This window comes from Vibrio sp. SCSIO 43133, assembly GCF_023716845.1.
Classification (GTDB): Bacteria; Pseudomonadota; Gammaproteobacteria; order Enterobacterales; family Vibrionaceae; genus Vibrio; species Vibrio mediterranei.
This window is the reverse complement of record NZ_CP068025.1, coordinates 1,357,964-1,380,440: the sequence shown is the minus strand read 5'-3', so window position 1 is coordinate 1,380,440 and position 22,477 is coordinate 1,357,964. Positions and strand designations below refer to the sequence as shown.

Here is a 22,477-nt window from a genome sequence, read left to right as displayed (position 1 = left end):
GGTCTTAACCTATTTAAGCTTGCGAGGAACAACTTGTGCGATGACCTTAAATTGACCTTGGTTGGTATCGACAGTCATGGTTAGAAACTCCCCCAGTTTTAAGGTGCGTTTAGGGCCGAACATCATAAAGTGGTGAGTGTTTGGGGTTAATGCGGTTTTTTTTCCTGCTGGAATGGTAATGTCTTTAACCATGAACATGACACGCTTCCCTGCTTCATATTTGGTGCTGTGAAGCATGGTTTTGTCAAACTCGTTGATATGAAACCCAGTAATAATCAGTGTTTGGTCGCTGTTATTGTAAATCGTCATTTTAGACCCAGTGCCTTTCGCTCCGCTGGCTAATTGGAAGATGACAGGAGAGTCTATTTGGACCTTGTCTTGAAGCGTTGGAGTGCTTGCATTAACTGCAGGCACGAGAGACAGTAGGCTGAATAACGCGACAAGGGGCAACAAGAATTTTCGCAGTGACATCTTAATATTCCTTATATTTACAATGTGTTAATAACTTTATCTAAATCTAGTTTTGCTGAGTAACCAATATGCATATCTACCAGTGTGCCTTTTTGGTTGATCAAATAAGTGGTAGGTGTGACGCCAATAGAGAATCGTTCTTTAGATATTCCTAGTTGGTCTTTGCCAATGGGAAACGTGAACTGATATTTGTGACGAAATGCATCAAGGTCGACGTCGTACTGGTCAATATTAATAGCGATTATGGCGACTTCATCTGAGCGTCTTTGATAAATGTCTTGCCATTTTTTCATCATGGCTATACAGGCACCACAGGTAGAAGACCAGAATTCGAGCACGACTTTCTTACCCTTATAATCATGAATGCTGAGTTCGGTGTCGCGAGAATCTAGTGCCACGATGTCGGGACTTTCAGCCCCAATTTGGGCAACTTGCTCTTTACATCCTGTAACTATCACTACCGTACTGAGGAGTGGAATCAGTAAATAGTTACGCCACATCCTGGATTTCCTCACCGATGTATTTACCGTGTTGTAAGCGAATAATGCGGTCAGTAAATTGCCCTAAACTCGGGTTATGGGTGACCATGATGATAGTTTTGTTTTGAGCATGAAGCTTTTTGAAAATCTCAAGGACGATATTCTCATTTTCTTCATCAAGATTTCCGGTAGGCTCATCGGCGAAGATGATTGGACTTTCATTTACAATCGCGCGAGCAATACATACACGTTGTTGCTCCCCGCCTGACAGTTGACTCGGAAGGTGATCAAAACGGTGACCCAATCCCACTTGTGTCAGCACCGCTTTCGCAGCGTCTTCGTCAGGAACGCTATGGTAATGTTGAGCCAACATGACGTTTTCCAACGCCGTCAAATAAGGAATTAGGTGGAATTGCTGAAACACCAAACCAATTTTCTCGGCGCGAAAGGCACGTCGTCCTTCTTCATCGAGAGAGCCAGCATCCTCACCATCCAAAATAACCGTTCCTGATGTTGCACTGTCTAGGCAGCTAAGAATGTTCATCAAGGTGGTTTTGCCTGAACCTGACGCCCCCATAATGGCGACAAACTCACCTTTTTTGACTTCAATACTGATATCGTCAAGTGCATGGACTTGATCGAATACTTTGCAAAGTCCCTCTGTTTTAATAGCGAATGTAGACATATTAATCTCCTTTCAGGACTTTGGCTGGGTCGATTCGTATCGCTCGAATTGTCGGAAGAGTGGCTGCGACTAAGGCGGCGCAAAATGAAAGTAAACTGGTAATCAATAGAACAGGTATTCGAATATCGATGGTTGAGCCGAATACGGACTGTCCGAGAAACTGAGCCAGAATGTAGCCGATCACCAAACCGCTAATGACAGCGGCGAGAGTAATGATTAAGGTTTCATGAACGATTTGGCGCTTAATGGATTGATTCGATGCGCCCAATGACTTTTGCAGCGCAAATTCATAACGACGCTCCGCGATCATAGAAGTCATCGTCGTATTTACGCACAACGTCGACAACACCAAAATCACCAAAGCAACGATGCCCATAAGCAGTTTTATTTTATCAAGCACCTTGCCTTCTGAGGCGGAGACTTTGCGAATAGGCCTGATCACAAGATCACTATAATGACGTTTCAACGTCTGCTCGAACTGAGCTACTTGTTGCTTGTCGTTGGTTAGGCTAAACATGGCGAAATTAATCTCATCACCTTTATTGAGCCACTTTTGCACAAACGGTAGATTTACGATTAAGTAATTGTCTTCGTCTGAACCTGACTCGACGATTCCTTTGATTCTAAAGCTGTAACTACCTTGTTTTCCGTATACAGTAAGTTCTGAGCCTATGCCCAGCTCTAACTTCTCAGCGAGCTTTTTACCTATCATGACGTTACGGTCATCAAAGGATACTCCGATCCATTGACCTTCAACTTGCCAGTAAGGTACGAGCTTCTTTAGTTGTGAAAAGTCGATACCCATCAATACGACCTTCTCTAGCTCGGCTTGAACCATGCCATATAGGTAAGGACTAGATGCAATGAGGCTATCTTTAGGGGCAAGTGATTTTATTTCTTGGTATTGCTGCGTTGTGAGCTTTTTAGTGGCTTCAGGGCCAACAAAGAAGTTAGCGCCATAGTTACGAAGCTCATGACTCATTTTTTCATTGATATCGAAATATACGCCTGCCATTGCGGTAATGATTGCCGAGCCAACGGTGAGTGCGAGAAAAACCACCAGGACGCGCTGTGCACGCAGTTTTAGCGACCGCCATACTAGTGTTGATAACATTGAACGAGGTTTATTTGCGGCCATATAACACCTCTATTGGGTACAGTGATGCGATTCTGCGAGATGGGAAATAGGTTCCAAGAACAGTAATCAAAGTAGAGATAAGTAGAACGACAGGAACAATGATCCAGTCAAATGAGATAGAAGAACCAAACAAGGCGTAGCCGATGACTTTGGATAACCCCCAACCAGACAAACAGCCCAACAATCCACCTAAAATGCCACACAATATGGACTCGGAGTAGAACAAGGCATAAACCTGCCAATTATGCGCTCCTAGTGATTTCATTAACCCGATTTCTTTGGCTCGTTGCAGGATCGCATTAGTCATTAGAGATGCGATACCCATTGCTGAAGCAATCAGTGCAGCAAAAGTTACAACAAACAATAGTGCCTGAATCTTACTGATAACGGCACCCTCAGATGCAGCTACTTGCCAAAGCGGTTTTACTAAGGCGTTGTTCATCGCCCCTTCTAGTTGGAACGAAATAGAAGAAACAAACGCAGTGCAAAACCACAAGTCATATTCATCAGAGTCGAGTGACTCCAGATCTTCGCGTGCTTTTTTAGACAGAGCATTTTCCGGAACGGTCAGAGCAGACACTTTTACACTTTGGACTTTGCCTTCTAAACCTAGGAGTTGCTGCCCTTTATTTAACGGCATCACAACGGAGCTTTCATCGCTGGTACCGTTAGTGAGAATGCCAGTGATTTTGAAGTCGTTTTTAACATTACTCTCACCAGCGAGGGAGAGGGTATCTCCAACCGACAATGACAGCTGCTTGGCTAACGTTTTACCAATCAGTACTTCGTTTTTCTCGTCGCTGGGCCATTGCCCATCAATATGCCAATAGGTAGAAATGACTTTGTTACCGGTACGATATTCGTGGTCGTCGGCAACTGGGAGGTTTTTGTCAAAAAAGGTACCGATGATGCGAATGGTGCGATTCGACTCTACGTCTTTAACCTGACCTTTCACGAATGGAGCAAAGCCAATTATGTTATTGCGCCAGAATATATCCATGATGTTAGGTAACTCGCTTTCGGCAAGCAGATCGTCTTTTTCCAGTTTATTGACGTTATGAGCGAGGAGTTCGGGCAGCTTTACTTGCCCTTCAGGTGATATCTCAATATTCGCACCGTAGCTTTTCATCTCCATAGACATTTTGTTGCCAATATTGATTGATATTGCTAATAAGGCCGAAATTAGACTTGCTGCTAAGAATACAGTAATGACAGCCAGTCTTTTTCTGTTGGAGTCATGACGCCATGATTGACGTAGCATTCGAATTAACATTGCTAATCTCCGAGTGGGTTAACAGGTTTAACATCGGAATACTTCCAGGGGTCTTCTCTAAATGTCTCGTATGAGTCTTCCGAGGTGAAGAAGTACGTTTTTCCGGAGAATGAATAGCTGTGCTCAGCATCCATATTGCTGATTTGTTTACCGTTAACGGGATCGGTTGCCATAACTTCTACTACTTCACTGAAGTACTTTAGTCCGCTTTCTAGTGTCGCCTGGGTTACAACAATCTCGTTGTTTTCAACCCGCCAGTCAGGCATTGGAATAGGGTTACATCCACCTGGCTTGCCAATAGATGGAATAAAAATATGCACCCCACATGCAAGACAAACGACTTGGTCGCCTACTTGAGCGTAACCTGCGTCGCCACATAACATGCAGGCATCAAACACAACACCAAATTTCTTTTCACCTGCAAATCGGTCAATAACGAAAAAGCGAACGACCTTGCCGTCACTGGCTACCCAGTCAAAACGATGTAACTTACCGTCTATTAAGTGTTCATCAATCGGGATATGAACCCGACCATCCGTTGCCATCTCCATTCTTTGTGCTTCTGAACGATGAATGGGTTGTGAAGCGACAAGATCCCAATAGAGTAGGGCGATAAGTACAGCAGCAAGAGTGGCGAGATTAAATGTGACCTTGTGTTTTGCCGAGTTCAGCCGTGCTTGTTGTTTGCGTCGTTCAATGGCAAGAGAGGTATGAGATATTTGTGTTTTTAGCGGTTGGATTTGAGAACGATAGAAATAGCACAAACACAACGATGAAATGATTAAAACCGCATAAGACGTCACCCAAGAAAAGTTAGTGACTTTCGAAACATATGCCAATAAGCCTCTATCTAAGCCAACAATACTTAGCTTCATACTGGCGAGAATGATTTCACCAGATAATGGTAGGGCGGCAATCACCAATAGCAGCACAATCAAAAATCGTCGCGCACCTTTGCTTAATACTGTGACAGTCAAACTCGACGTAACATGAATAAACGCAATGGCCAAAAAACCTAAGATGATAGCTGTAACATTGAGGATAAGCTCAGTGTTGATTACGTTTGTCGTACTTAGCATGGTCAGCTTAGCTACTTTCGCCCACATAAAGCTGGCAAGCAGAGTTGTTAGGCTCTGTAAAGCTATCAGTATTCGCGGTGATATTGAGAACAGAAGGCTAACAATAGCGGTGAGTAATAAGATCGCTAAGTAGCTAGTAGAGACGGCTAATATGTTGACCTGGCTAAAAGGTAACAGGAAGAACAGTAATGCTCCGGAAAGTAGCGATAGCAAAAACCATCCGATTTGATGCTTATACATGTGGGTACTGTGTGTTGCCCAAATGGCACCAAATAGGAGTGCGGGTAGTAAATAGACAAGTAAGACTTGGGAAAGATAGAAACTCATACTGTAATCTGACCGGCAGAGAAAACTTAAACAACCAAACAAGATCAGCTCAGGCTCTAATGCAATCGCCTGAGCTGATATAGCAATGGTTAGTTGATACCTACGTATTTAAATTCATAACTCGCATCGAACGGTTTGAACCAACGACCTACACCTGTTTCTTCGTCTGTATGGCGCAGTAGTCCTGCTTTTGATGGCGGGTCAATATGGAAAGTGAGTTTGTAGTTACCAACACCCAACATATTGATATTCGAACCATAGTGAGGACCATCCGCTGCAACCATTGGCATGAATGTGCCTTCTTGAGTCTTACCTGTATCCATGTTTTTCAGTGTGTAGCTTATGGTTAGGTACGGGATCCATTCCCCTGCCGCAAATCCATTCTTGTTGCCTTTTAAGGCGTGAATGTCTGCTTCAAGATGAACCTCCGATTTTGATGCTGCGCGCATCATGCCTTGTGGCTCCATGGTCACTGGTTTTAAGTAAACTGCGGCAATTTCCATTCCGTTCATTTCAACAGGTTCACCTGCTGGATGTTCCACGAATGGTAGGTCGTTAGCCATAGCTATGCCTGAAATTGCTTGTACAGCCACTGCTGCGGCGATGAGTTTTTTGTTAAACATAGTAATGTCCTTTACTTGTTTGATTTTACGAAGTTTTAATTGAACTATGAGTTCGCGTTGATAGTCATGTCTTGCTTATTTTTGAGCTTTAAGAGCACGAGCGCGAACAGTGCTGCCAGCACCAAGATGAGCTGAGGTAACAAGGTTTCTAAGTATGGATAGATTCCAAACGCTGCGAATTCTGGCGCGCCAGCAATAAGTGTTGGGTCGAATAATTTACCTTCGATAAGCTCCAACACGCCTTTACCTGCGAATACAAATGCCATTAAGTACATAAATCCGCCGGTGAAAATAAAGAATGGCTTAAGTGGGAGTTTGACTACGCTATATCGCATGATGAAGAAGATGACAGCAAGTACAACGACGCCAACAAGGAAGCCCGCAACTAACGCCGTCATAGTTTGTGCAGTGGCATCGCTCGCCAATGCAAAATAGAACAGCACGGTTTCAGCGCCTTCGCGATAAACCGCTAGAAAACTTGCTAACCAAAGCCCTATTAGGGAGCCTGTCGTAATTGAGTTTGAAAGTTTGCTTTGTAAATAGCGCTTCCATTGAACAGCCTCTACTTTTGAAAGAAGCCAATAACTCATTGAAAATAGGATCACTACGGCAATCAGCATGGTGATGCCTTCCAATAGCTCTCTACTTGCGCCCGCATTCTCGAACAACCATTGAAATAGCGCGGCCGTAATGGCACTGGCGATAAGACCTACCACGACTGAGTTTTTAACGACATGAAGCTTATCGGATGCGTCATTCTTGATTAGGTATGCTGTAATTGCTGCCACAATAAGCATGGCTTCAAGCCCTTCTCTGAAGATGATGGTGAAGCTTGCAAGTAACATGGCCCACCATCCTAAATCTCCTTCAGAAAGCGTGTCAGAGGCGTCCATCAATCCTTGTTTCAAGAGCTTCACTTGCACTTGTATATCATCAACCTTTTGATTTGCCTTTAACATGCTGACGATTCGAGTGAAATAGCCTTCTAACTCTGACTTATAGTTACTGTCTCTAGAGCCAACGGCATTCTCCATTCCTGAGGCTTCAAAGTAGTCGAAATAGGCATCTTGCATTGCCAACATTGCACCGTTGGTATCGCCATTTTTATAGATCTCTATAGCACCGTCGACAGCTTGAATAATGCTACTGACAACAGGCCGCCAATCTTTTGATTGAACTGATGATGCTTCGGAAGAGGAGTCTGAGACAGACTGAAAATCGCGAGTTGGGGGAAGGCCAGGTAACTCATCCTTTAGATCTTGTACTAAGGTTGCCAGTTCATAGCTAAATTGAATGAGATGTTTTTGGCTATATTCTTGTTTGGCTATTTTCGCTAATGAACGAAATGCTGCATTATATTCAGCCGCTTTTTCCGCTGAACGGTTCAATCTTATTGTGATTTCGAGCTCGGTATTTTTAAAGCCTTTGAATTGCGCTTGCTGAACCAACTCGAAAGCTCGTTGCTGTTTTTTCGTGGATTCATCAGGTTGTTCGGCAGATTCTCGATACTCAGTTAGTGCCTCATTCAGTTGTGTATCAATAGAGGTTACGGCATCTCGCCAAAAAGGAAGAATATCATCCGTATGAAGGTTGGTATTTTCGGCGATGAGCTTATGCCCAGAAGCTAGAATACTCGGTAAGTTAGCTACCTCTTGCTTTAACCAATCAATTTCACTTTGAACGTTTTCAATAGATTCTCTAGCGACGATCATTTTTCGTATCTCGCCAAATTTAGATTCTAATTGGTACGCGTATTTCCGTGAATAATTAATGCGGACGGGACCTTCCAAGCTTTCAAATACTTCGAAGTAAGCCATTTGAACTGTAGTTTTAGCTTCGTTTTGTTGCCCCTCTCGATATAGTTCTTCTGCTTTTTCGAGTCGAGAGATTATTTCATTTGCTGCAGATTTGTAATCTATGGCATAAGAGATTTGCGGCATAATAAGTAGGAAGAATACTAGAAAATAACGACGGTAATTGTTAATTGCCTTTAACATATGACATCCGTGAACAAGAGGTGTTCCTGTACGCTAATGGAAGTCATTCTCATTATCAATGTTAGAGATTATAAAGGTGAAGGGTGATAAATGAGATGATATTAAACTTTGATTTTGATGGTCTTCGTTTAACTTATTGAATAACAATGGAATTTAAACCATTTGGTTGATGTGGTTAAATTTCACTCATGTTGTAATCGGTCATTTCAAGCAAAAACTAAGTTCTCACAGATGGTAATGAAAATTGATATCATTATCATCTGTGTTGAAATGTTGTTGATTTTAGTGATTTATAATGTACTAAAAAAATAAAAAATCTGTTGTTATATCTATCTCGGTTACTTTCTCAATACAGAGTTAAGTGGAGTTTAATTAAATGAAACATCAAAAGGGATATATAAAAAGTTATAGCGAAAATTATTTAATCGCTATAACTTTATGCCGTCACTAATTCTTCTCAGTAAATAGAACGTTATATTCACCTAAACCATCATATTTTATTGCTGTGAGGACTCCAAAGTCTACTTCGACAACACCACAATAAGATCCAGTAATAATTGCTTCACCCGCTTTAAACTCAATACCACGACGAGTCATTGCATTAATGAGCCAGTAGATCGGAGTCTGTGCTAGCTTGTTTGGATGTTTTCCAGCGAACGTCTGCACATTGTTATCTTGAGATACGGTGATTTGGATGGTTGCAGCATCAAAAGCTTGTTCACGAGCAATTTCTGGCCCAATAAACAATCCTTGGTTAACCAAACAGTCTGCTAATTTCTCATAAAACTCAGCGCCACTATCGTCGGCATAGCGAGATTGCATAAGTTCCAATGCCATATGGCAAGAGCCAATGGCATCATTGATCTGTTCTTCACTATAGCCATCAGGTTTTGCGGGTAACGATTTTGACAGGAGGAATGCGATCTCAGGCTCTATCCGAGCGGTATTATTGTCGGCAAAGAGCTCACAGATTTCTCCTTTTTGCACGCTATTAGAGAAAATTGGTGCAACGATAAATTGGTCATCGGATAGAGGCAGGAGACACTTCCATCCTCCAACTTCATCGCTATGCATATCGATCATTGAAGATTGGATTTGTAGTGCGTCATCCAAGGTATTTGGACGTTGCAGTTCATTCAGTCGTGGTGCTTTGGTTCCCGCTACACGGCGGCTTAGCAGCTCAGAGGCAGCTTGCTGAAAAATATTTGTCATATAATATCACCTGTGTTGTATCTTTTAATCATATAGCAAATGTTTCCAGCGAAATAGGTGATGAGATCATGAAGTCACGAGTTTTTCACAACTGAATTTCTAATCTGTTGTCCCTGCCAACTTTTTACTAAATTCGCTGCGCTTGTTACGTATAAATTCAATAAAAAGCTGAGACTTAAGTGGCAAATGACGCTTGTCAGGGTACACCAACAACATGGTTCGATCTTGTGGAACCCAAGGTTCAAGAAGTGTTTTTATAGCACCGCATTGGATCTCTTGGCGCAGCAGCGAGTAGGGTAAGTAACAGATCCCAGCATGGTGAAGGGCGAGTTCTTTTGTGACGTTGAAGTCATCGGATATCAACTCTGAGTTGTGGGCGATTTCTATTTCTTCGCTATTGCGAGCAAAACGCCAAGGGAGAAAATAGCCTTCGACGTGATTCTTAATACACGGTTTTTGATATAGCTCTAACGGGTGTTTGGGTTCTCCATATTTATCTATGTATTGCGTTGAAGCGGCTAATACGTATTTCACAGGAGACAAAGTTAACGCCACGAGACTGGAATCATGCAATGGACCAAGCCGAAAAGCGAAGTCGATACTTTGCTTGGTAAGGTCTTGATAGCGATTTGATGATGCCAAGTTGATGCGAATGGTTGGATATAGGGCTCTGAACTCAGCAAACATAGGAGCAAGTAAATCTTGGCTCAGAGCTTTCGGTGCGGTGATGGTCAATGTACCAATAGGCTGATTGGCCATGTCTTCTGCATCGCTATATAGTTCGGCGACCGTGTCGGCGATAAGCTGAGCTTTTGGAAGAACTTGAATACCCAATTCGGTCAAAGACAGGGAGCGGGTGGAACGATTCAACAGCTTGCCACCAAGATCATGTTCAAGTTGCTGTATTTTGCGGCTGACTGTTGTAGTGGGCACATTGAGCTGTCGTGCTGCTTCAGCGAAGCTACTGAGTTCTACAACTTTGGCAAACAACGGTAAAGCCGAGAGTTCTTTCATTGTATTGATTATCTATTCATCCCATATATGGGATAGTAAAGTTCATTTTAACCTTCTAATCAATGTTTTTGGTATTGGCTATAGTTACGACATACCGACGCGGCACTCTCAAACTATGCTGCACTATAAGGTTCAATAGATAAGACGATTAAGGGGTTCACGATGGAAATTCTAGTACTAGGCGCAACAGGTAACACAGGTTCAGAAGTGGTTCGTCAACTTAAACAGGTTGGTGCAAACTTTGGTGTTATGGCACGAAATCTCGACGCTGCTACCAAGTTAGATCTCAACCCAGATCAAGTTCGCGTGAGCAACTACGACGATGTCGATACCATGACTGAGGCAATGAAAGGCATCAAAAAGATCTATGTAGCAATGCCAGCCCATCCAAACAATCAGCAGTGGATGAAAAATACGGTTGCGGCAGCCAAGGCAGCAGGTGTTGAGCTTATTGTAAAACTATCTGGTATGGGAGCAAAAGCTGACGCGGGGTCAGAAATTATTCGCACGCATGTTGTAACAGACGATATTGTAAAGGCATCGGGCATTGCCTATACCATCGTGCAACCTAACTCCTTTTTCCAAAACCTATATGGCAGTCTTGGGACGATCAACGCAATGGGACAATTTTTCTTACCGATTGCGCAAGCAAAACAGAGTGTGATTGATATTCGTGATGTGGCGGCTGTTGTGGTTGCGGCATTAACTCAACCTGGACATGAGAATCAGACTTATCTTATTTCCGGTCCTGAGGCCTTAACGTTTGCCGAGCAAGCAGAGATATTAACGCAAGTATCCGGAAAGCAAATTGACTACGTTGCTGTACCACAAGAAGCAGCAGAAGCGGCAATGAAAGAGGCGGGGATGGATGACTGGAGTGCTGAAAAACTTGCGGAGATAATGGCGTGGTTTGGTGAGGGTCATTACGCAGAAGTTACAACTACCGTCGAGCAAGTTACCGGCAAAAAGCCAAGAACCTTCCGTGCTTTTGCTGAAGAATTTGCATCGGTTATTGAGAAATAATCTAATTTTGATCTATCAATAGAGGAGAGCCTTAGCTCTCCTCTACCTGTTGTAATTTAGTAAGGAGTTAGGCTATTTCACCAACTTAGAAACATAAGGCACATTTCTGAGTTTATCTTGCCACGGTAAGCCATAACCAACGAGCAAGTCGTCGTTTTCCATTTCATAGGCGTAAAACTGTTGGAATGGGATATCCACTCGACCGGGTTTTACGAACAGAGTGGCAATAGAGACCGACTTCGGGGCAAAATTCTCAGCAAGATACTGGACCAGTCGCTTCATCGTCCCTCCTGATTCAATCGCATCGTCGATAACAATGACGTCTTGACCCTCAATGCTTATGTTCTGATGATAAACAATTTCTGAAGAGTTGTTGCTATCGCCAGGAGTATGAGGACAGGAAATATAGTCCATTTTTATGTCAAAGGTGAGGTGACGGACGAGATCGGCAGTAAACAGTATGCCTCCGGGAACAACACTGATGATGACCGCAGATTCAAAATCGTTATTAAGCACGTCCGCAATCGCAATCACGCCATCTTGTATCTGCTCTGTACTGAGAACCAGCTCTCCAATATGTTGACTCTTCATTGGCTACGCCTCTTCTATTTCGAGATGTTTAATGATGTGTGCTGGGTTTCCACCAATCACGACATTATCTGCAAAGCTTTTTGTAACGACTGCACCTGAGGCAACGACAACGTTATTACCAATGATAACGCCAGGATTAATCGTTGCATGCCCTCCTATCCAACAGTTATCTCCAATCGTAATGGGCTTAGCGAACTCAATACGCGTGTTCCGAGTTGTAGGGGCCAGTGGATGGCAAGCGGTATATAGCCCTACTTGAGGGCCAATAAAGCAGTTATCGCCGATTCGTACTTCGGCACAATCGAGAATGACACAGCCAAAGTTCATGTAAAAATTGGTGCCAACATGAATGTTCTTGCCATAATCGCAATGAAAGTTTGGTTCAATTTTAATCTCACCACCAATAGTGCCAAACAACTGCTGGAGCAATTGCTTCCTATCATTACTTTGGTGACGAGAAGTACGGTTGTATTGTTCGGTTAGATCGCGCGCTGCCGTGCGCAGCGTCGCCAAGGTGTGCTCATTTGGGTCATAGTGAAGTCCCGCAAGCATTTTCTCTCTTTCAGTCATAAGGTCACTCAAGTGTTTTAAGCTCTACTCATCAAAGCGACGATCTTTGTAAAAGTAGGTTTTATCGCGGTCATTAATCTCTCTGAGTACTCGACAAGGGTTACCAACTGCCACCACATTGGCAGGAATATCTTTCGTCACCACACTGCCAGCGCCAATGACACTGTTTTCTCCAATAGTCACGCCCGGAAGCACGACAGTATTAGCACCAATCCAAACGTTATTTTTAATGTGAACGGGTATATTGAATTGAGCTAGAACCTTGCGCTGCTCTGGCTCAATAGGGTGTCCAGCCGTTGCTATGGTTACATTAGGCCCAATCATTACATGGTCACCAATGTAAATGTGGGTATCGTCAACCAGCGTGAGATTGAAGTTAGCGTAGACGTTATTACCAAAATGGGTATGGATACCCCAATTAGCATGTACAGGAGGCTCTAAATAACAATCTTCACCAACTTCTGCGAACAAAATTTGCATTATTTGCTCACGTTTTTTGGTCTCACTAGGGCGGGTATGATTAAAGTCATACAGTGTTTCTAAACACTCGGTTTGACGTTCAGCAAGCGCTTCATCATAAGCATAGACATTTTGACTGTGCAGTTTTGACATTGGATTCATGTAAGTATTCACTATTAAGCTGGTATTGGATAATGATCGATATCCTAGCACTACGATTTATCCATAAGCCACAGACTTCGAAAGGTTTAATTCGAATCTGACAGCCGCTTCTCATTGGTGTTTTCTTCCCACTCATATAGAGCCATTAATGAATTTGTGTATTCGCTGACGGCTTGCTCAATACAGACTATCGCTTCATCGAGATCGGTTTCAGAAAGATTGAATGTGAGTGCGTTTTTGATGGCTTTCAACATAATTTAGTCCTCATTAATCGTGGCACAGTCATGTGGTGTGGAGCTGTCGGTGTTCAAGACTCGAGATAGATTATGAACAATTAATAGGAGGGCAAAAACTGAGTAATTGGTGTTGTTTAGTTCCACATTTAACGTTAATTTGTCTGGATGAGGTTATGTTTGCCTGATTTTTGGTCTTATGTGGAACTAAGGTGATATAGAAATGCCGGAAATAAGTAACGATAGAGCACTGCTGTATTATCAACGTCTAGCGGTATTAGGAACGAATAAAGACATCAGTACCACAATAGATAAGCTTGCGGAGCTGATGTTTACCAGTACGCGGCATAGTCGAACCTTACTTAAACAGCTTGATGAGAAAGGGTGGATCGATTGGCAACCCAAAGTGGGACGGAATCAACGCTCGATACTTCATCTCAACCATTCTGAGAGCACGTTGGTCGTCAATGTTGCGTCAGAGCATATCTCGCAAGGTCACTATGAAAAAGCACTGCAACTGTTAGGTGGGGATAAAGCGTTATTCGGACTAGTGTTACAACAAACTGCCGGTCCGCAAGTAAGAGAAGGCGTAGTTCATATTCAGCTTACTTATGACCGCTTATTGTCACCGTTGGATACCACCAACTCGTTACGAAATAGTGAGCGATTCCTAACCCGACAAGTATTCTCTTGTTTGACGCGCTGTGACGGTGAGGGAAATGTCGAACCCGATCTGGCTCATCATTGGCGCTATGACTCGCAGACGCTAACTTGGCGATTTTATCTAAGACCTCATCTTAGATTTCATGACGAAGCACCAATAGATGCAGAGACCATTGCTGAACTCTTCATGCGTCTTAAACAGCACCCTAATTATTGTTCTTTGTTAGCTAATGTTGTGGCGATCTGCGCCGTGGGGCGATTGTGTATTGAGTTCACTCTGTCTCAGCCAGAGCCAAGCTTTGCTGCACTGCTAGCGGATTACCGATTCTCTGTATTACCGAGCGCTCAATTAGAAAATAATTCCGTTCGCATTGGTAGTGGTCCCTTTAAGCTAGTCGAGCATTCTCAGGAACAGCTTGATTTACAGGCGTTTGAACATTATCACGGCCTTTGTGCACTATCAGACAGCGTGACGATCTGGCAACTCCCAAAAGCAGGAACAAGCAGTTGTTCTACCTCACTTGCTACTTATGATTTACCTACACCCTATGATGCTGTTTGTAGTCATTTGGTCTCAACTGAAAGCGGTACTGAACCATCAACTCAGGCGACTCCTCAGAGCCGGATTGAGGATGGCTGCTTACTGGCGATGTTCAACCACTCTGCAGCTCTGGATAGCACGCAGCGTCACTATCTTGGTCAGTTGATGAATTCAAGGCCGGTGTTGCAGCAGTTGTCCAATAACGACGCAGCCAGAGTTCAGGGCATTGCGGCATACAACCTTTTGCCAAGCTGGATGAAAGTATTGATTCCTCCAGCAGAGACATCTCCTTTGCCGAAGCAGCTAGATATCGCCATCTACCAACATCATGCTTTACGCGCAAGCGCCCAAGTAGTTGCCGATTTGTTGCAGCGGGTTGGTGTGAGCTGTCAGATTAACGAATACAGCTATGCCGACTTTTACGAACTGTGTGCGCGTCATAATCTTGAGGAAGAGATTATCCTCACCAGCATGAGCTTGGATGACAACCGACCGTCTTCGGCGTTTATTTGGCTTGCGACGGATAGAGTGTTAAGACAGTGCCTGACACCGTCTACGGAGCAATGGCTGCAACATGAGCTTGAACAAGTGAGACAACAGAATCAATCTACGGAATACATGACGGCCCTTGAACCGATCGCATCGACGTTAGTCTCTGATAGGTGGATAATCCCACTGTTTCACCATAAGCAAACTCTGAATTTTGCTGACCAGCTGCAAGGTGTATCCATGACTATCTGGGGCTGGCCGGATATTAAGAGCGTCTGGGTCGAGGAGTAGAGTTTCTGTATTACTTTAACAACAGGTTGGAGTTGATGTTGGCATAATTCTGCTAAAGTAGTCGACAGTTTGAGACGTGGATGACTGAATTTACGATGCAAGAGATAGTTTTCGCTGGTGGCTGCCTTTGGGGCGTCCAAGAGTTTATGCGACATTTACCTGGGGTCATAAATACCGAAGCGGGTAGAGCCAATGGCAGTGCGAGTACCACACAGTGTGATTACGATGGATACGCTGAGTGTGTTCGAACTCAATTTGATGCGAACCAAGTGTCAATTGAGGAGCTTATGGATTTCTTTTTTGAAATCATTGACCCCTATAGCGTCAACAAGCAAGGGGGAGATGTAGGAGAGAAGTATCGCACTGGAGTTTATAGTGTAAATCCAGAACATCTTGAGCGAGCGAAACGCTACATTGCCGAGCGTTCCGATGCAGATAAAATCGTGGTAGAGGTGTTGCCACTTAGTAACTATGTAAAGAGTGATGACGAGCATCAAGATCGGCTCACGCTGCACCCCAATGATTATTGCCATATACCCAAGGCGATTTTGCATAAGTACAAAAAATAGCTTCAAGTGCTGACTATTTTGGCGCGTTCCTCTGTGAAGGATCGCGTTGAAACGCATGAATAAGTTCGGCTGGGTCGCTGGCACTGCGCTGAACTTTGGCACCTTCCGCCCACCAAATAAGTTGAGCAAGCGTTCGATTCATATAGCTATCCCACTCTTGTTGAGATGCTTCGTTAAGCACCTCACCTTTTTCATTGAATACGCTAGCAGCATTGGGAATGTGAATCATGGCAGATACTGGCAAACAGCCTAGCTCGGAGAGAAAAGTTCGCATTGAAACGGCTGCTCTAGCGCCGCCCCATTGTCCTGCAGAGTAGGTCACAATTGCACTGGGTTTATAAGAAAACAGAGAGCTGCCAAAGTGGTTAAGAAGGTGAGCAAGTGCTGGACTCATAGAGTGATTGTACTCAGGTGAGACCATCACATAGCCATCAGCTTGTTCAATCTTCGCTGCCAGCTGCTTTAAGTCTTCTGGTACTTTACTTCGGCTGTAAGCAAATTCAGGTTTAAAAACTGCATCAAAACTCAAAGTAAGAGGATCGATGATTTCCACGTCAATCTCGGGATAAAAGCGTGTTAGCAGAGACTGACAGGCATCACTGACTCTTGCGCCCAGTCGTGCGGGGCGAGGTGGGGTACTTTCTCTTACAGAGCCGAGAAAAATCAATAACTTCACTATCTAGTACTTCCCTAATGTTTTCTGATGTTGTTCGTTTTAGCTTAAAGGGTCTGGATTTTGTTGCAATGAGAAGTCACAAAAAAAGGAGCGCTTGCCCCTTTTCTGATTTTTAGGAGTCTAATTAGACACTTTTGACCAGCTTGTCAGTGACAAATGCTCGGTTACGAACCACAAACCATAGTAGACCGCCCACAATGCCGATTGAGAGTTGAATCATACCTAAATTAGCGATGAGTGCGTCGGGACGCATGGAAACCAATAACATGCCCGCTGAGCCACAAATCATGGCAAAAAACTGAATCAATGCCACAGCGGAGCCGGTGTCTTTGTCTTGCTGATCAAGCATCAAGTTGGTACCAGGCACTCGCATCATAATAACCATTAGCGTCGCTGGAGCGGCTATTAATGCGAAGACCCAAGGCGCGGTAGAACCAATACTGAGCGTTAACACACCCATCAGTGCCAAAATAAAAAAGCACAAAGTAATCACTTTTTGTACTGAAATATGGCGGGATAACTTCATGTAAATAGAAGGGCCTAAAGAGGCGCACATTGCATTGAATGCGAAATAGTAACTGAACTCTTGCTCAGTCAGGCCAAAACCATTGATGTAAATGTACGAACCGGCAGCTAAGAAGGCCATAAGGGCCATGGGTGCGATTGAGAAAATACACAGCAACATCACGAATCTTGGATTCGTCATTACCACGCCAAGTCGAGTCCAAGAGCGAGCTAAAGAGCCTGTATACTGACTTTGCAGTGTTTCGCGGTAACACATGGCTAAGATGGAGGCAAACGCGCCAAATACTGCCAAGGTCACGAACATCATTCTCCATGAAGCGACTTTGAGAAGAAACGCACCGAGTACGGGAGCGACCATTGGCGCAATAATCACGAGCGACATGATAGTGGCCATGATTTTCTCGCGCTCACGTCCTTCGAACATATCTTTGACGATGGCGGTAGAGACGACAGTAATGGCACTGCCAGCAAACGCTTGTAGTACCCTTGAGCCAATGAGGTGCTCAATGCTTCCTGCCATCGCACAGGCAATACTAGCAAGCATGTAAGCACCGATACCTATCAATAAAATTGGCTTGCGACCAAATTTCTCACTTAGCGGCCCCCAGAATAGAAGACCAATCGCGTAAGTAACGAAATAGCTACTTAACGTGAGGTTTACCATTGATTCAGTGGTACTAAATATATCGACCATAGTAGGCAAAGCTGGCAGATAAAGGTCAATCGTTAATGGTGGAAATGCACTGATAATAACGAGAAAAAATAGAGTGCCTTTTTGCCCAAGGATGGGTTGTGTTGATTTCAAATGATTCTCCTGTGGGTGAAATTAGTAACTCAAGTTGTCGTTAACGCGTTCTAATAGCTGCTTCAGTGTGCTTGCTTCGGTCTGAGAAAACCCAGTTAGCATTTCCGTTATCATTTCCATTTCGACTTGGTCGAGGCGTTCTAGCAGCTTTTCCCCTTTTTGGCTGAGGTATAGTGCAACGGAGCGTCGGTCGTTAGGACAACTTTGTTTGATGATGAGATCTTGACGATGAAGCCTTGCGATAATTCTCGCAATTTGGGCTTTATCTCGGTTCATTGACTCGACTAACTTCTGCTGAGAGGCGCCGCCGAAGGCACGAATATCACTCATAGCTTTATGCTCAAGGGGGGAAAACTCGACTTTTTGACGGGTGATCTCCGCCACCATCTTGCCGCGGGTTTTCATTCGAATTTCACGTAATGCGTGATTAATTGCTCGATAGTCTATTGTCATCAATGAAGGCCAATTAGTTGATCTAGTCAACCATTTTAGCTAATTAGTTGATTAGATCAACTAATTAGTCACAGTTTTGAGTTTTTGTTCTAAGAACAAAAATCATAGATGCTCAGTTTTTGCTCTTTAATATATTGAATTAAAAGTAGTTATTGGTGTAGTTCTATTGAATGGTGCACTTTGTTTGTTCATAAATTAGTCACAAAACTATCCCGAATTCGTCAAAAATCCACGCTCTAATATTCAATCAATAACTACTATTGACTGGAATGAAACTTATGGCCATGACCATGCCTGAACTGACGGTTGTATCGGATGCAGAAGAGTTTGCATCGCCGCAACTGGGTAGAAAAGTTCTTGAAACTCGCGCTTTGACTAAGTCTTACCAACAGGGAAAAGTGGTTCTAGATGGAATCAGCTTTGATCTTCACGCTGGTGAATTTGTTGCGGTGGTAGGCCGTTCTGGAGCAGGAAAGTCTACGTTGCTGCATACGTTGAATGGCACCATACCCGCGACCAGCGGCGAAATTCTTAATGTGCATAAAGACTTATCGACTGACAATGTACTATCGATGTCGAGAAAAGAAATCCGTGAGTGGCGTACTCACTGTGGCATGATTTTCCAAGATTTTTGCTTAGTGCCTCGTTTGGATGTGATTTCCAATGTCTTACTTGGACGTTTGAGCCATACCTCGACGCTTAAATCGCTGCTTAAAATCTTCAGCGACCAAGACAAAGCTCAAGCTATCCAACTGCTTAAATGGCTCAACATGTTGCCGTACGCACTACAACGAGCAGAAAACCTCTCAGGGGGACAACAACAACGTGTGGCGATTTGCCGTGCGATGATGCAAAACCCCAAGATCCTGCTTGCCGACGAGCCAGTGGCCTCGTTAGACCCAAAAAATACCGTTCGCATTATGGAAGCGCTGCAAAAAGTCAGCTGTGACGGTGTGGCGGTAATGGTAAATCTTCACTCAATCGAACTGGTTCAGGAGTATTGTTCCCGCGTAATCGGTCTTGCCAAAGGTAAGGTGATTTACGACGGACATCCTTCTGGCCTCAATGATGATGTTTTACATCGTCTTTATGGCGATGAGATCGACCAAATCAACTAATCCAATCGGAAAACTGGACACAATAAATTTTAAGGACAAGTGATGAAAAAGCTTCTATCTATTGGTATCGCTGTTGCGTCTGCTATGACTTTTAACGCAAGTGCGGCTGCTCCAAGTGAAATCAATCTAGGTATTCTAGGTGGTCAAAATGCAGCAGACCAAATTGGTGATAACCAGTGCGTTGCTGATTTTCTCAATGCCGAGCTTGGTGTAAAAACTAATATCCGCAACTCAAGTGACTACAATGCTGTGATTCAAGGTTTGTTAGGTGAGAAGATTGATCTGGTTATCAACATGTCACCAAAATCTTATGCTGAAATATATTTGAGCGACCCTAAAGCGGTAGATTTGGTGGGTATTACAGTAGATAACACCGATAACTCTCGCGGCTATCATTCGGTTATTTTGGTTAAAGAAGATAGCCCTTATCAGTCCATTGAAGACTTGAAAGGCAAAGTGTTCTCCTTCGCTGATCCAAATTCAACGTCAGGTTTCCTTATTCCAAACAACCAGTTAGAAAACACTCTGGGTGGAAATATGGATAATCAATTTGATGGTTTTTTCAAATCGGTCAACTTCTCTGGTGGACATGAGCAAGATATCGTTGGTGTTCTTAACGGTCAGTTTGATGCTGCGGTAACTTGGTCATCAATGGTGGGCGATGCAGATAAAGGGTATAGCGCTGGGGCGTTGCTACGTTATATGGACCACGACGCTGACCTAATGAAAAAAATCCGCATTATTTGGGAATCGCCACTTATCGCTAATGGCCCAACTATTGTTAGCAACCGCCTAGACCCCGATTTCAAAGATAAGCTTGTTGCTGCTGTGAAGAAACTGGACCGAGAAGACAACGCTTGCTTTAGCAAAGCGGCAGGTGGGTCGCTTCACCTAGAAGAGACCAGTGTTGCTGAATACCAGTCAATCATCGACTTAGTTAAAGCGACTAAATTCGCTCAGCGTTAATCCCCCCTCCAATTAAAAGCTGGCAGGCGCTGCCAGCTTATTACTTCTACGGTCAATTTCATGCAGTTTGAACAATATTACCAACAGGCTCGTCGTAAGCAGAAGATGGATGCACTTATGTGGTCTTCCATGTTTATGCTGCTTTACTTGCTTTCTGGGCATTATGCAGAGTTTAGCCTTTCAACCATTCTACATAACGCGCCTGCACTTTTTGATTATATCTACGACACACTTCCGCAGTTGTCATGGGATGTCTTATTCGCCAGTCGCGATGAGACTGGTCGCGCGGTTCCGGGTTCACTCATCTATTGGGGCTACCGACTACCGATTCAAATCCCTCTATTGTGGGAAACCATTAATGTTGCGATCGCCGCGACTCTAGTTTCATCAGTTATCGCGATTATCTTGGCATTTTTAGCCGCCAGTAATGGTTATGCGCCAGCATCTGTCAGAGTGGCAGTGCGTTCTTTTGTTGCCTTCTTGCGCACCATGCCGGAGCTTGCCTGGGCGGTGATGTTTGTGATGGCTTATGGTGTCGGAACGTTCCCTGGGTTCGTGGCACTGACACTGCATACGATAGGTAGCTTGACCAAGCTGTTTTATGAATCCATCGAGACCATTTCTGATAAGCCAGTTCGAGGTTTAACGGCGTGTGGTTCAACACCAGTCCAACGACTACGTTTTGCCTTTTGGCCGCAGATTAAGCCAACAGTTCTGTCGTATATATTTCTTCGATTTGAAATCAATTTTCGCTCATCGACCATTCTTGGCTTAGTTGGGGCGGGTGGTATTGGTCAAGAGTTGATGACGAATATTAGCTTGGGTCGACATGATCAGGTCAGCATCACGCTGTTGCTGATCATCATTGTCGTCGCGCTCATAGACATGACGTCTGGTGTGCTACGCAAAAAAGTTATCAGTGGAGATGTAAAATGACGGAACTAACGTTAGAGCAAATCAAACAAGAAAATAAAGCGATTTTCTCGCAACAAAAACGTTATTTAACCATTGTTGCAGTGCTTGCGAGCAGCGTTTTGGTGTATTACTTCTTGTTCTTTACGTTTTTTGGCGTGTCTTCAAAGCAGTTTGAAATGGGCAATAGCAAAATTATGAGCTATTTCCTGCATATGTTTGTATGGAGAGATTTTTGGGATTGGCCGTTTGCCTATTACTTTAAGCAAATAGCGATAACACTGGCGATTGTATTTGGCGGCACGTTAACGGCATCTCTTGTGGCGTTGCCATTGTCATTTATGGCTGCTCGTAACGTGATGACGGGACCATTTCGCTTTATTGCTACCTTCATGCGCCGTGTGTTCGATGTTTTACGCGGAATTGATATGGCGATTTGGGGCATGATCTTTGTGCGAGCTGTGGGCTTAGGGCCTCTTGCTGGTGTAATGGCGGTATTCGTTCAAGATCTAGGGCTATTCGGAAAACTGTATGCAGAGAGTCACGAATCAGCAGATAAGAAACCGTCACGTGGCTTAACCGCGTTGGGCGCGAATAATCTACAGAAACATCGTTTTGCCATCTTTACTCAGTCATTTCCGACTTTTCTTGCATTGACCTTGTATCAACTGGAATCAAATACTCGTTCTGCGGCGGTATTAGGTTTTGTCGGTGCTGGCGGTATCGGCTTAGTTTATGCGGAGAACATGCGTTTGTGGAACTGGGACGTAGTGACGTTTATTACACTGGTTCTTGTTGCCATCATCATGGGGCTGGATAAGGTATCGAGTATTCTGAGACAGAAATACATTGTGGGAGAGAATGTCCCGCTGTATGAAAAGCGTTAGCAGAATAGTAAAGGGCTAGTCAGTCTAGGCTAGCCTTATAAGTATGCCTCACATCTTTTATCTCATTCTTTATCCTTATATTTATTGATCATATTCATATTTGAACATCCGTTCATTTATGAATTGAGCGACCGTTCAAATATGATTATGAGTGATGCTCCTGTGTGCCTCGAGATATCTCAAAACTTTTTTCAACACCTGAGCGTTCTCAAGAGAATTTATTCGCTCTCCTGACGCTTTCTAGGT

At 43.8% G+C, this 22,477-nt stretch carries 24 protein-coding genes; 7 read left to right on the top strand and 17 right to left on the bottom strand.

What is annotated here, in order from left to right; translation table 11 throughout:
* Positions 1–9: 9 nt before the first annotated feature.
* From JKJ11_RS23055 to JKJ11_RS23010, 10 genes are all read right to left on the bottom strand, one after another.
* Positions 10–471 carry a copper chaperone PCu(A)C gene (locus tag JKJ11_RS23055; RefSeq protein ID WP_038231485.1) on the bottom strand — a complete coding sequence of 154 codons (462 nt, stop codon included), beginning with the start codon at positions 469–471 and terminating at the stop codon, positions 10–12.
* Between the two features lie 17 nt (positions 472–488).
* Complete coding sequence (locus tag JKJ11_RS23050) at positions 489–971, bottom strand: TlpA family protein disulfide reductase (protein ID WP_006069791.1); 483 nt, start codon at positions 969–971, stop codon at positions 489–491.
* Positions 961–1,635, bottom strand: a complete 675-nt coding sequence (locus JKJ11_RS23045; RefSeq protein ID WP_006069792.1) for an ABC transporter ATP-binding protein — start codon at positions 1,633–1,635, stop codon at positions 961–963. Before JKJ11_RS23045 ends, JKJ11_RS23050 begins: the two co-directional genes overlap by 11 nt.
* A 1-nt stretch (position 1,636) precedes the next feature.
* Complete coding sequence (locus tag JKJ11_RS23040) at positions 1,637–2,773, bottom strand: ABC transporter permease (RefSeq protein WP_252039314.1); 1,137 nt, start codon at positions 2,771–2,773, stop codon at positions 1,637–1,639.
* Positions 2,760–4,046, bottom strand: a complete 1,287-nt coding sequence (locus tag JKJ11_RS23035) for an ABC transporter permease (protein WP_031493521.1) — start codon at positions 4,044–4,046, stop codon at positions 2,760–2,762. Before JKJ11_RS23035 ends, JKJ11_RS23040 begins: the two co-directional genes overlap by 14 nt.
* A 2-nt stretch (positions 4,047–4,048) precedes the next feature.
* Positions 4,049–5,365, bottom strand: a complete 1,317-nt coding sequence (locus tag JKJ11_RS23030; protein WP_252039312.1) for a Fe-S-containing protein — start codon at positions 5,363–5,365, stop codon at positions 4,049–4,051.
* Between the two features lie 176 nt (positions 5,366–5,541).
* Positions 5,542–6,075, bottom strand: coding sequence for an iron transporter (locus JKJ11_RS23025; protein ID WP_006069796.1), 534 nt, complete (start codon positions 6,073–6,075; stop codon positions 5,542–5,544).
* A gap of 44 nt (positions 6,076–6,119) precedes the next feature.
* Complete coding sequence (locus tag JKJ11_RS23020) at positions 6,120–8,072, bottom strand: FTR1 family iron permease (protein WP_252039310.1); 1,953 nt, start codon at positions 8,070–8,072, stop codon at positions 6,120–6,122.
* 447 nt (positions 8,073–8,519) lie between these two features.
* Positions 8,520–9,284: a hydratase gene (locus tag JKJ11_RS23015; RefSeq protein WP_171389378.1), complete on the bottom strand. Its 765-nt coding sequence runs from the start codon at positions 9,282–9,284 to the stop codon at positions 8,520–8,522.
* 99 nt (positions 9,285–9,383) lie between these two features.
* Entirely contained in the window at positions 9,384–10,298 is a 915-nt protein-coding gene (locus JKJ11_RS23010; RefSeq protein ID WP_006069799.1) for a LysR family transcriptional regulator, read from the bottom strand.
* Between the two features lie 162 nt (positions 10,299–10,460).
* Between JKJ11_RS23010 and JKJ11_RS23005 the strand changes: the two genes are divergently transcribed.
* The gene (locus tag JKJ11_RS23005) at positions 10,461–11,321 is read left to right on the top strand and encodes an SDR family oxidoreductase (RefSeq protein WP_252039308.1); all 861 of its coding nucleotides are present in this window, start codon (positions 10,461–10,463) and stop codon (positions 11,319–11,321) included.
* A gap of 72 nt (positions 11,322–11,393) precedes the next feature.
* On the opposite strand, the gene JKJ11_RS23000 is transcribed toward JKJ11_RS23005, so the two are convergent.
* The 4 genes from JKJ11_RS23000 to JKJ11_RS22985 all read right to left on the bottom strand — a co-directional run bounded on the left by JKJ11_RS23000 (position 11,394) and on the right by JKJ11_RS22985 (position 13,357).
* Positions 11,394–11,912, bottom strand: a complete 519-nt coding sequence (locus JKJ11_RS23000) for a phosphoribosyltransferase (RefSeq protein ID WP_006069801.1) — start codon at positions 11,910–11,912, stop codon at positions 11,394–11,396.
* 3 nt (positions 11,913–11,915) lie between these two features.
* The gene (locus tag JKJ11_RS22995; RefSeq protein ID WP_252039306.1) at positions 11,916–12,482 is read right to left on the bottom strand and encodes a sugar O-acetyltransferase; all 567 of its coding nucleotides are present in this window, start codon (positions 12,480–12,482) and stop codon (positions 11,916–11,918) included.
* 24 nt (positions 12,483–12,506) lie between these two features.
* Entirely contained in the window at positions 12,507–13,103 is a 597-nt protein-coding gene (locus JKJ11_RS22990) for a sugar O-acetyltransferase (RefSeq protein ID WP_096443520.1), read from the bottom strand.
* Positions 13,104–13,189: 86 nt separating this feature from the next.
* Positions 13,190–13,357 carry a hypothetical protein gene (locus JKJ11_RS22985; RefSeq protein ID WP_006069804.1) on the bottom strand — a complete coding sequence of 56 codons (168 nt, stop codon included), beginning with the start codon at positions 13,355–13,357 and terminating at the stop codon, positions 13,190–13,192.
* Between the two features lie 202 nt (positions 13,358–13,559).
* On the opposite strand from JKJ11_RS22985, the gene JKJ11_RS22980 reads away from it, so the two are divergent.
* Positions 13,560–15,320, top strand: coding sequence for an SgrR family transcriptional regulator (locus JKJ11_RS22980; RefSeq protein WP_252039304.1), 1,761 nt, complete (start codon positions 13,560–13,562; stop codon positions 15,318–15,320).
* A 95-nt stretch (positions 15,321–15,415) separates the two neighbouring features.
* Positions 15,416–15,889, top strand: a complete 474-nt coding sequence (locus tag JKJ11_RS22975; RefSeq protein WP_252039995.1) for a peptide-methionine (S)-S-oxide reductase — start codon at positions 15,416–15,418, stop codon at positions 15,887–15,889.
* Positions 15,890–15,902: 13 nt separating this feature from the next.
* Here JKJ11_RS22975 and JKJ11_RS22970 read toward each other — a convergent pair whose 3' ends face one another.
* From JKJ11_RS22970 to JKJ11_RS22960, 3 genes are all read right to left on the bottom strand, one after another.
* Entirely contained in the window at positions 15,903–16,565 is a 663-nt protein-coding gene (locus JKJ11_RS22970; protein ID WP_038227562.1) for an NADPH-dependent FMN reductase, read from the bottom strand.
* 124 nt (positions 16,566–16,689) lie between these two features.
* A complete protein-coding gene (locus tag JKJ11_RS22965; RefSeq protein ID WP_006069808.1) occupies positions 16,690–17,895 on the bottom strand; it encodes a multidrug effflux MFS transporter in 1,206 nt (401 codons plus the stop codon).
* A 21-nt stretch (positions 17,896–17,916) separates the two neighbouring features.
* Complete coding sequence (locus tag JKJ11_RS22960) at positions 17,917–18,348, bottom strand: MarR family winged helix-turn-helix transcriptional regulator (RefSeq protein WP_038221812.1); 432 nt, start codon at positions 18,346–18,348, stop codon at positions 17,917–17,919.
* A gap of 278 nt (positions 18,349–18,626) precedes the next feature.
* Between JKJ11_RS22960 and phnC the strand changes: the two genes are divergently transcribed.
* The 4 genes from phnC to phnE (JKJ11_RS22940) are packed head-to-tail and all read left to right on the top strand — an operon-like array spanning position 18,627 to position 22,231.
* Complete coding sequence (gene phnC, locus JKJ11_RS22955; RefSeq protein ID WP_216610700.1) at positions 18,627–19,466, top strand: phosphonate ABC transporter ATP-binding protein; 840 nt, start codon at positions 18,627–18,629, stop codon at positions 19,464–19,466.
* Between the two features lie 42 nt (positions 19,467–19,508).
* Complete coding sequence (gene phnD, locus JKJ11_RS22950) at positions 19,509–20,432, top strand: phosphonate ABC transporter substrate-binding protein (RefSeq protein WP_006069811.1); 924 nt, start codon at positions 19,509–19,511, stop codon at positions 20,430–20,432.
* Positions 20,433–20,492: 60 nt separating this feature from the next.
* Positions 20,493–21,368, top strand: a complete 876-nt coding sequence (phnE, locus tag JKJ11_RS22945) for a phosphonate ABC transporter, permease protein PhnE (protein ID WP_062456353.1) — start codon at positions 20,493–20,495, stop codon at positions 21,366–21,368.
* Positions 21,365–22,231, top strand: coding sequence for a phosphonate ABC transporter, permease protein PhnE (gene phnE, locus JKJ11_RS22940; RefSeq protein WP_006069813.1), 867 nt, complete (start codon positions 21,365–21,367; stop codon positions 22,229–22,231). Before phnE (JKJ11_RS22945) ends, phnE (JKJ11_RS22940) begins: the two co-directional genes overlap by 4 nt.
* The last annotated feature ends 246 nt before the right edge of the window (positions 22,232–22,477 follow it).

What these genes read in the sequence shown, in the direction of transcription:
- JKJ11_RS23040 (WP_252039314.1), bottom strand. Translation starts at nt 2,773, where the DNA reads ATGGCCGCAAATAAACCTCGTTCAATGTTATCAACACTAGTATGGCGG.
- phnD (WP_006069811.1), top strand. Translation starts at nt 19,509, where the DNA reads ATGAAAAAGCTTCTATCTATTGGTATCGCTGTTGCGTCTGCTATGACT.
- JKJ11_RS23030 (WP_252039312.1), bottom strand. Translation starts at nt 5,365, where the DNA reads ATGTATAAGCATCAAATCGGATGGTTTTTGCTATCGCTACTTTCCGGA.
- JKJ11_RS22980 (WP_252039304.1), top strand. Translation starts at nt 13,560, where the DNA reads ATGCCGGAAATAAGTAACGATAGAGCACTGCTGTATTATCAACGTCTA.
- JKJ11_RS22995 (WP_252039306.1), bottom strand. Translation starts at nt 12,482, where the DNA reads ATGACTGAAAGAGAGAAAATGCTTGCGGGACTTCACTATGACCCAAAT.
- JKJ11_RS23000 (WP_006069801.1), bottom strand. Translation starts at nt 11,912, where the DNA reads ATGAAGAGTCAACATATTGGAGAGCTGGTTCTCAGTACAGAGCAGATA.
- JKJ11_RS23015 (WP_171389378.1), bottom strand. Translation starts at nt 9,284, where the DNA reads ATGACAAATATTTTTCAGCAAGCTGCCTCTGAGCTGCTAAGCCGCCGT.
- JKJ11_RS23050 (WP_006069791.1), bottom strand. Translation starts at nt 971, where the DNA reads ATGTGGCGTAACTATTTACTGATTCCACTCCTCAGTACGGTAGTGATA.
- phnE (WP_062456353.1), top strand. Translation starts at nt 20,493, where the DNA reads ATGCAGTTTGAACAATATTACCAACAGGCTCGTCGTAAGCAGAAGATG.
- JKJ11_RS23035 (WP_031493521.1), bottom strand. Translation starts at nt 4,046, where the DNA reads ATGTTAATTCGAATGCTACGTCAATCATGGCGTCATGACTCCAACAGA.
- JKJ11_RS23020 (WP_252039310.1), bottom strand. Translation starts at nt 8,072, where the DNA reads ATGTTAAAGGCAATTAACAATTACCGTCGTTATTTTCTAGTATTCTTC.
- JKJ11_RS22960 (WP_038221812.1), bottom strand. Translation starts at nt 18,348, where the DNA reads ATGACAATAGACTATCGAGCAATTAATCACGCATTACGTGAAATTCGA.
- JKJ11_RS23045 (WP_006069792.1), bottom strand. Translation starts at nt 1,635, where the DNA reads ATGTCTACATTCGCTATTAAAACAGAGGGACTTTGCAAAGTATTCGAT.
- phnE (WP_006069813.1), top strand. Translation starts at nt 21,365, where the DNA reads ATGACGGAACTAACGTTAGAGCAAATCAAACAAGAAAATAAAGCGATT.
- JKJ11_RS23005 (WP_252039308.1), top strand. Translation starts at nt 10,461, where the DNA reads ATGGAAATTCTAGTACTAGGCGCAACAGGTAACACAGGTTCAGAAGTG.
- JKJ11_RS22975 (WP_252039995.1), top strand. Translation starts at nt 15,416, where the DNA reads ATGCAAGAGATAGTTTTCGCTGGTGGCTGCCTTTGGGGCGTCCAAGAG.
- JKJ11_RS23055 (WP_038231485.1), bottom strand. Translation starts at nt 471, where the DNA reads ATGTCACTGCGAAAATTCTTGTTGCCCCTTGTCGCGTTATTCAGCCTA.
- phnC (WP_216610700.1), top strand. Translation starts at nt 18,627, where the DNA reads ATGGCCATGACCATGCCTGAACTGACGGTTGTATCGGATGCAGAAGAG.
- JKJ11_RS23025 (WP_006069796.1), bottom strand. Translation starts at nt 6,075, where the DNA reads ATGTTTAACAAAAAACTCATCGCCGCAGCAGTGGCTGTACAAGCAATT.
- JKJ11_RS22990 (WP_096443520.1), bottom strand. Translation starts at nt 13,103, where the DNA reads ATGAATCCAATGTCAAAACTGCACAGTCAAAATGTCTATGCTTATGAT.
- JKJ11_RS23010 (WP_006069799.1), bottom strand. Translation starts at nt 10,298, where the DNA reads ATGAAAGAACTCTCGGCTTTACCGTTGTTTGCCAAAGTTGTAGAACTC.
- JKJ11_RS22985 (WP_006069804.1), bottom strand. Translation starts at nt 13,357, where the DNA reads ATGTTGAAAGCCATCAAAAACGCACTCACATTCAATCTTTCTGAAACC.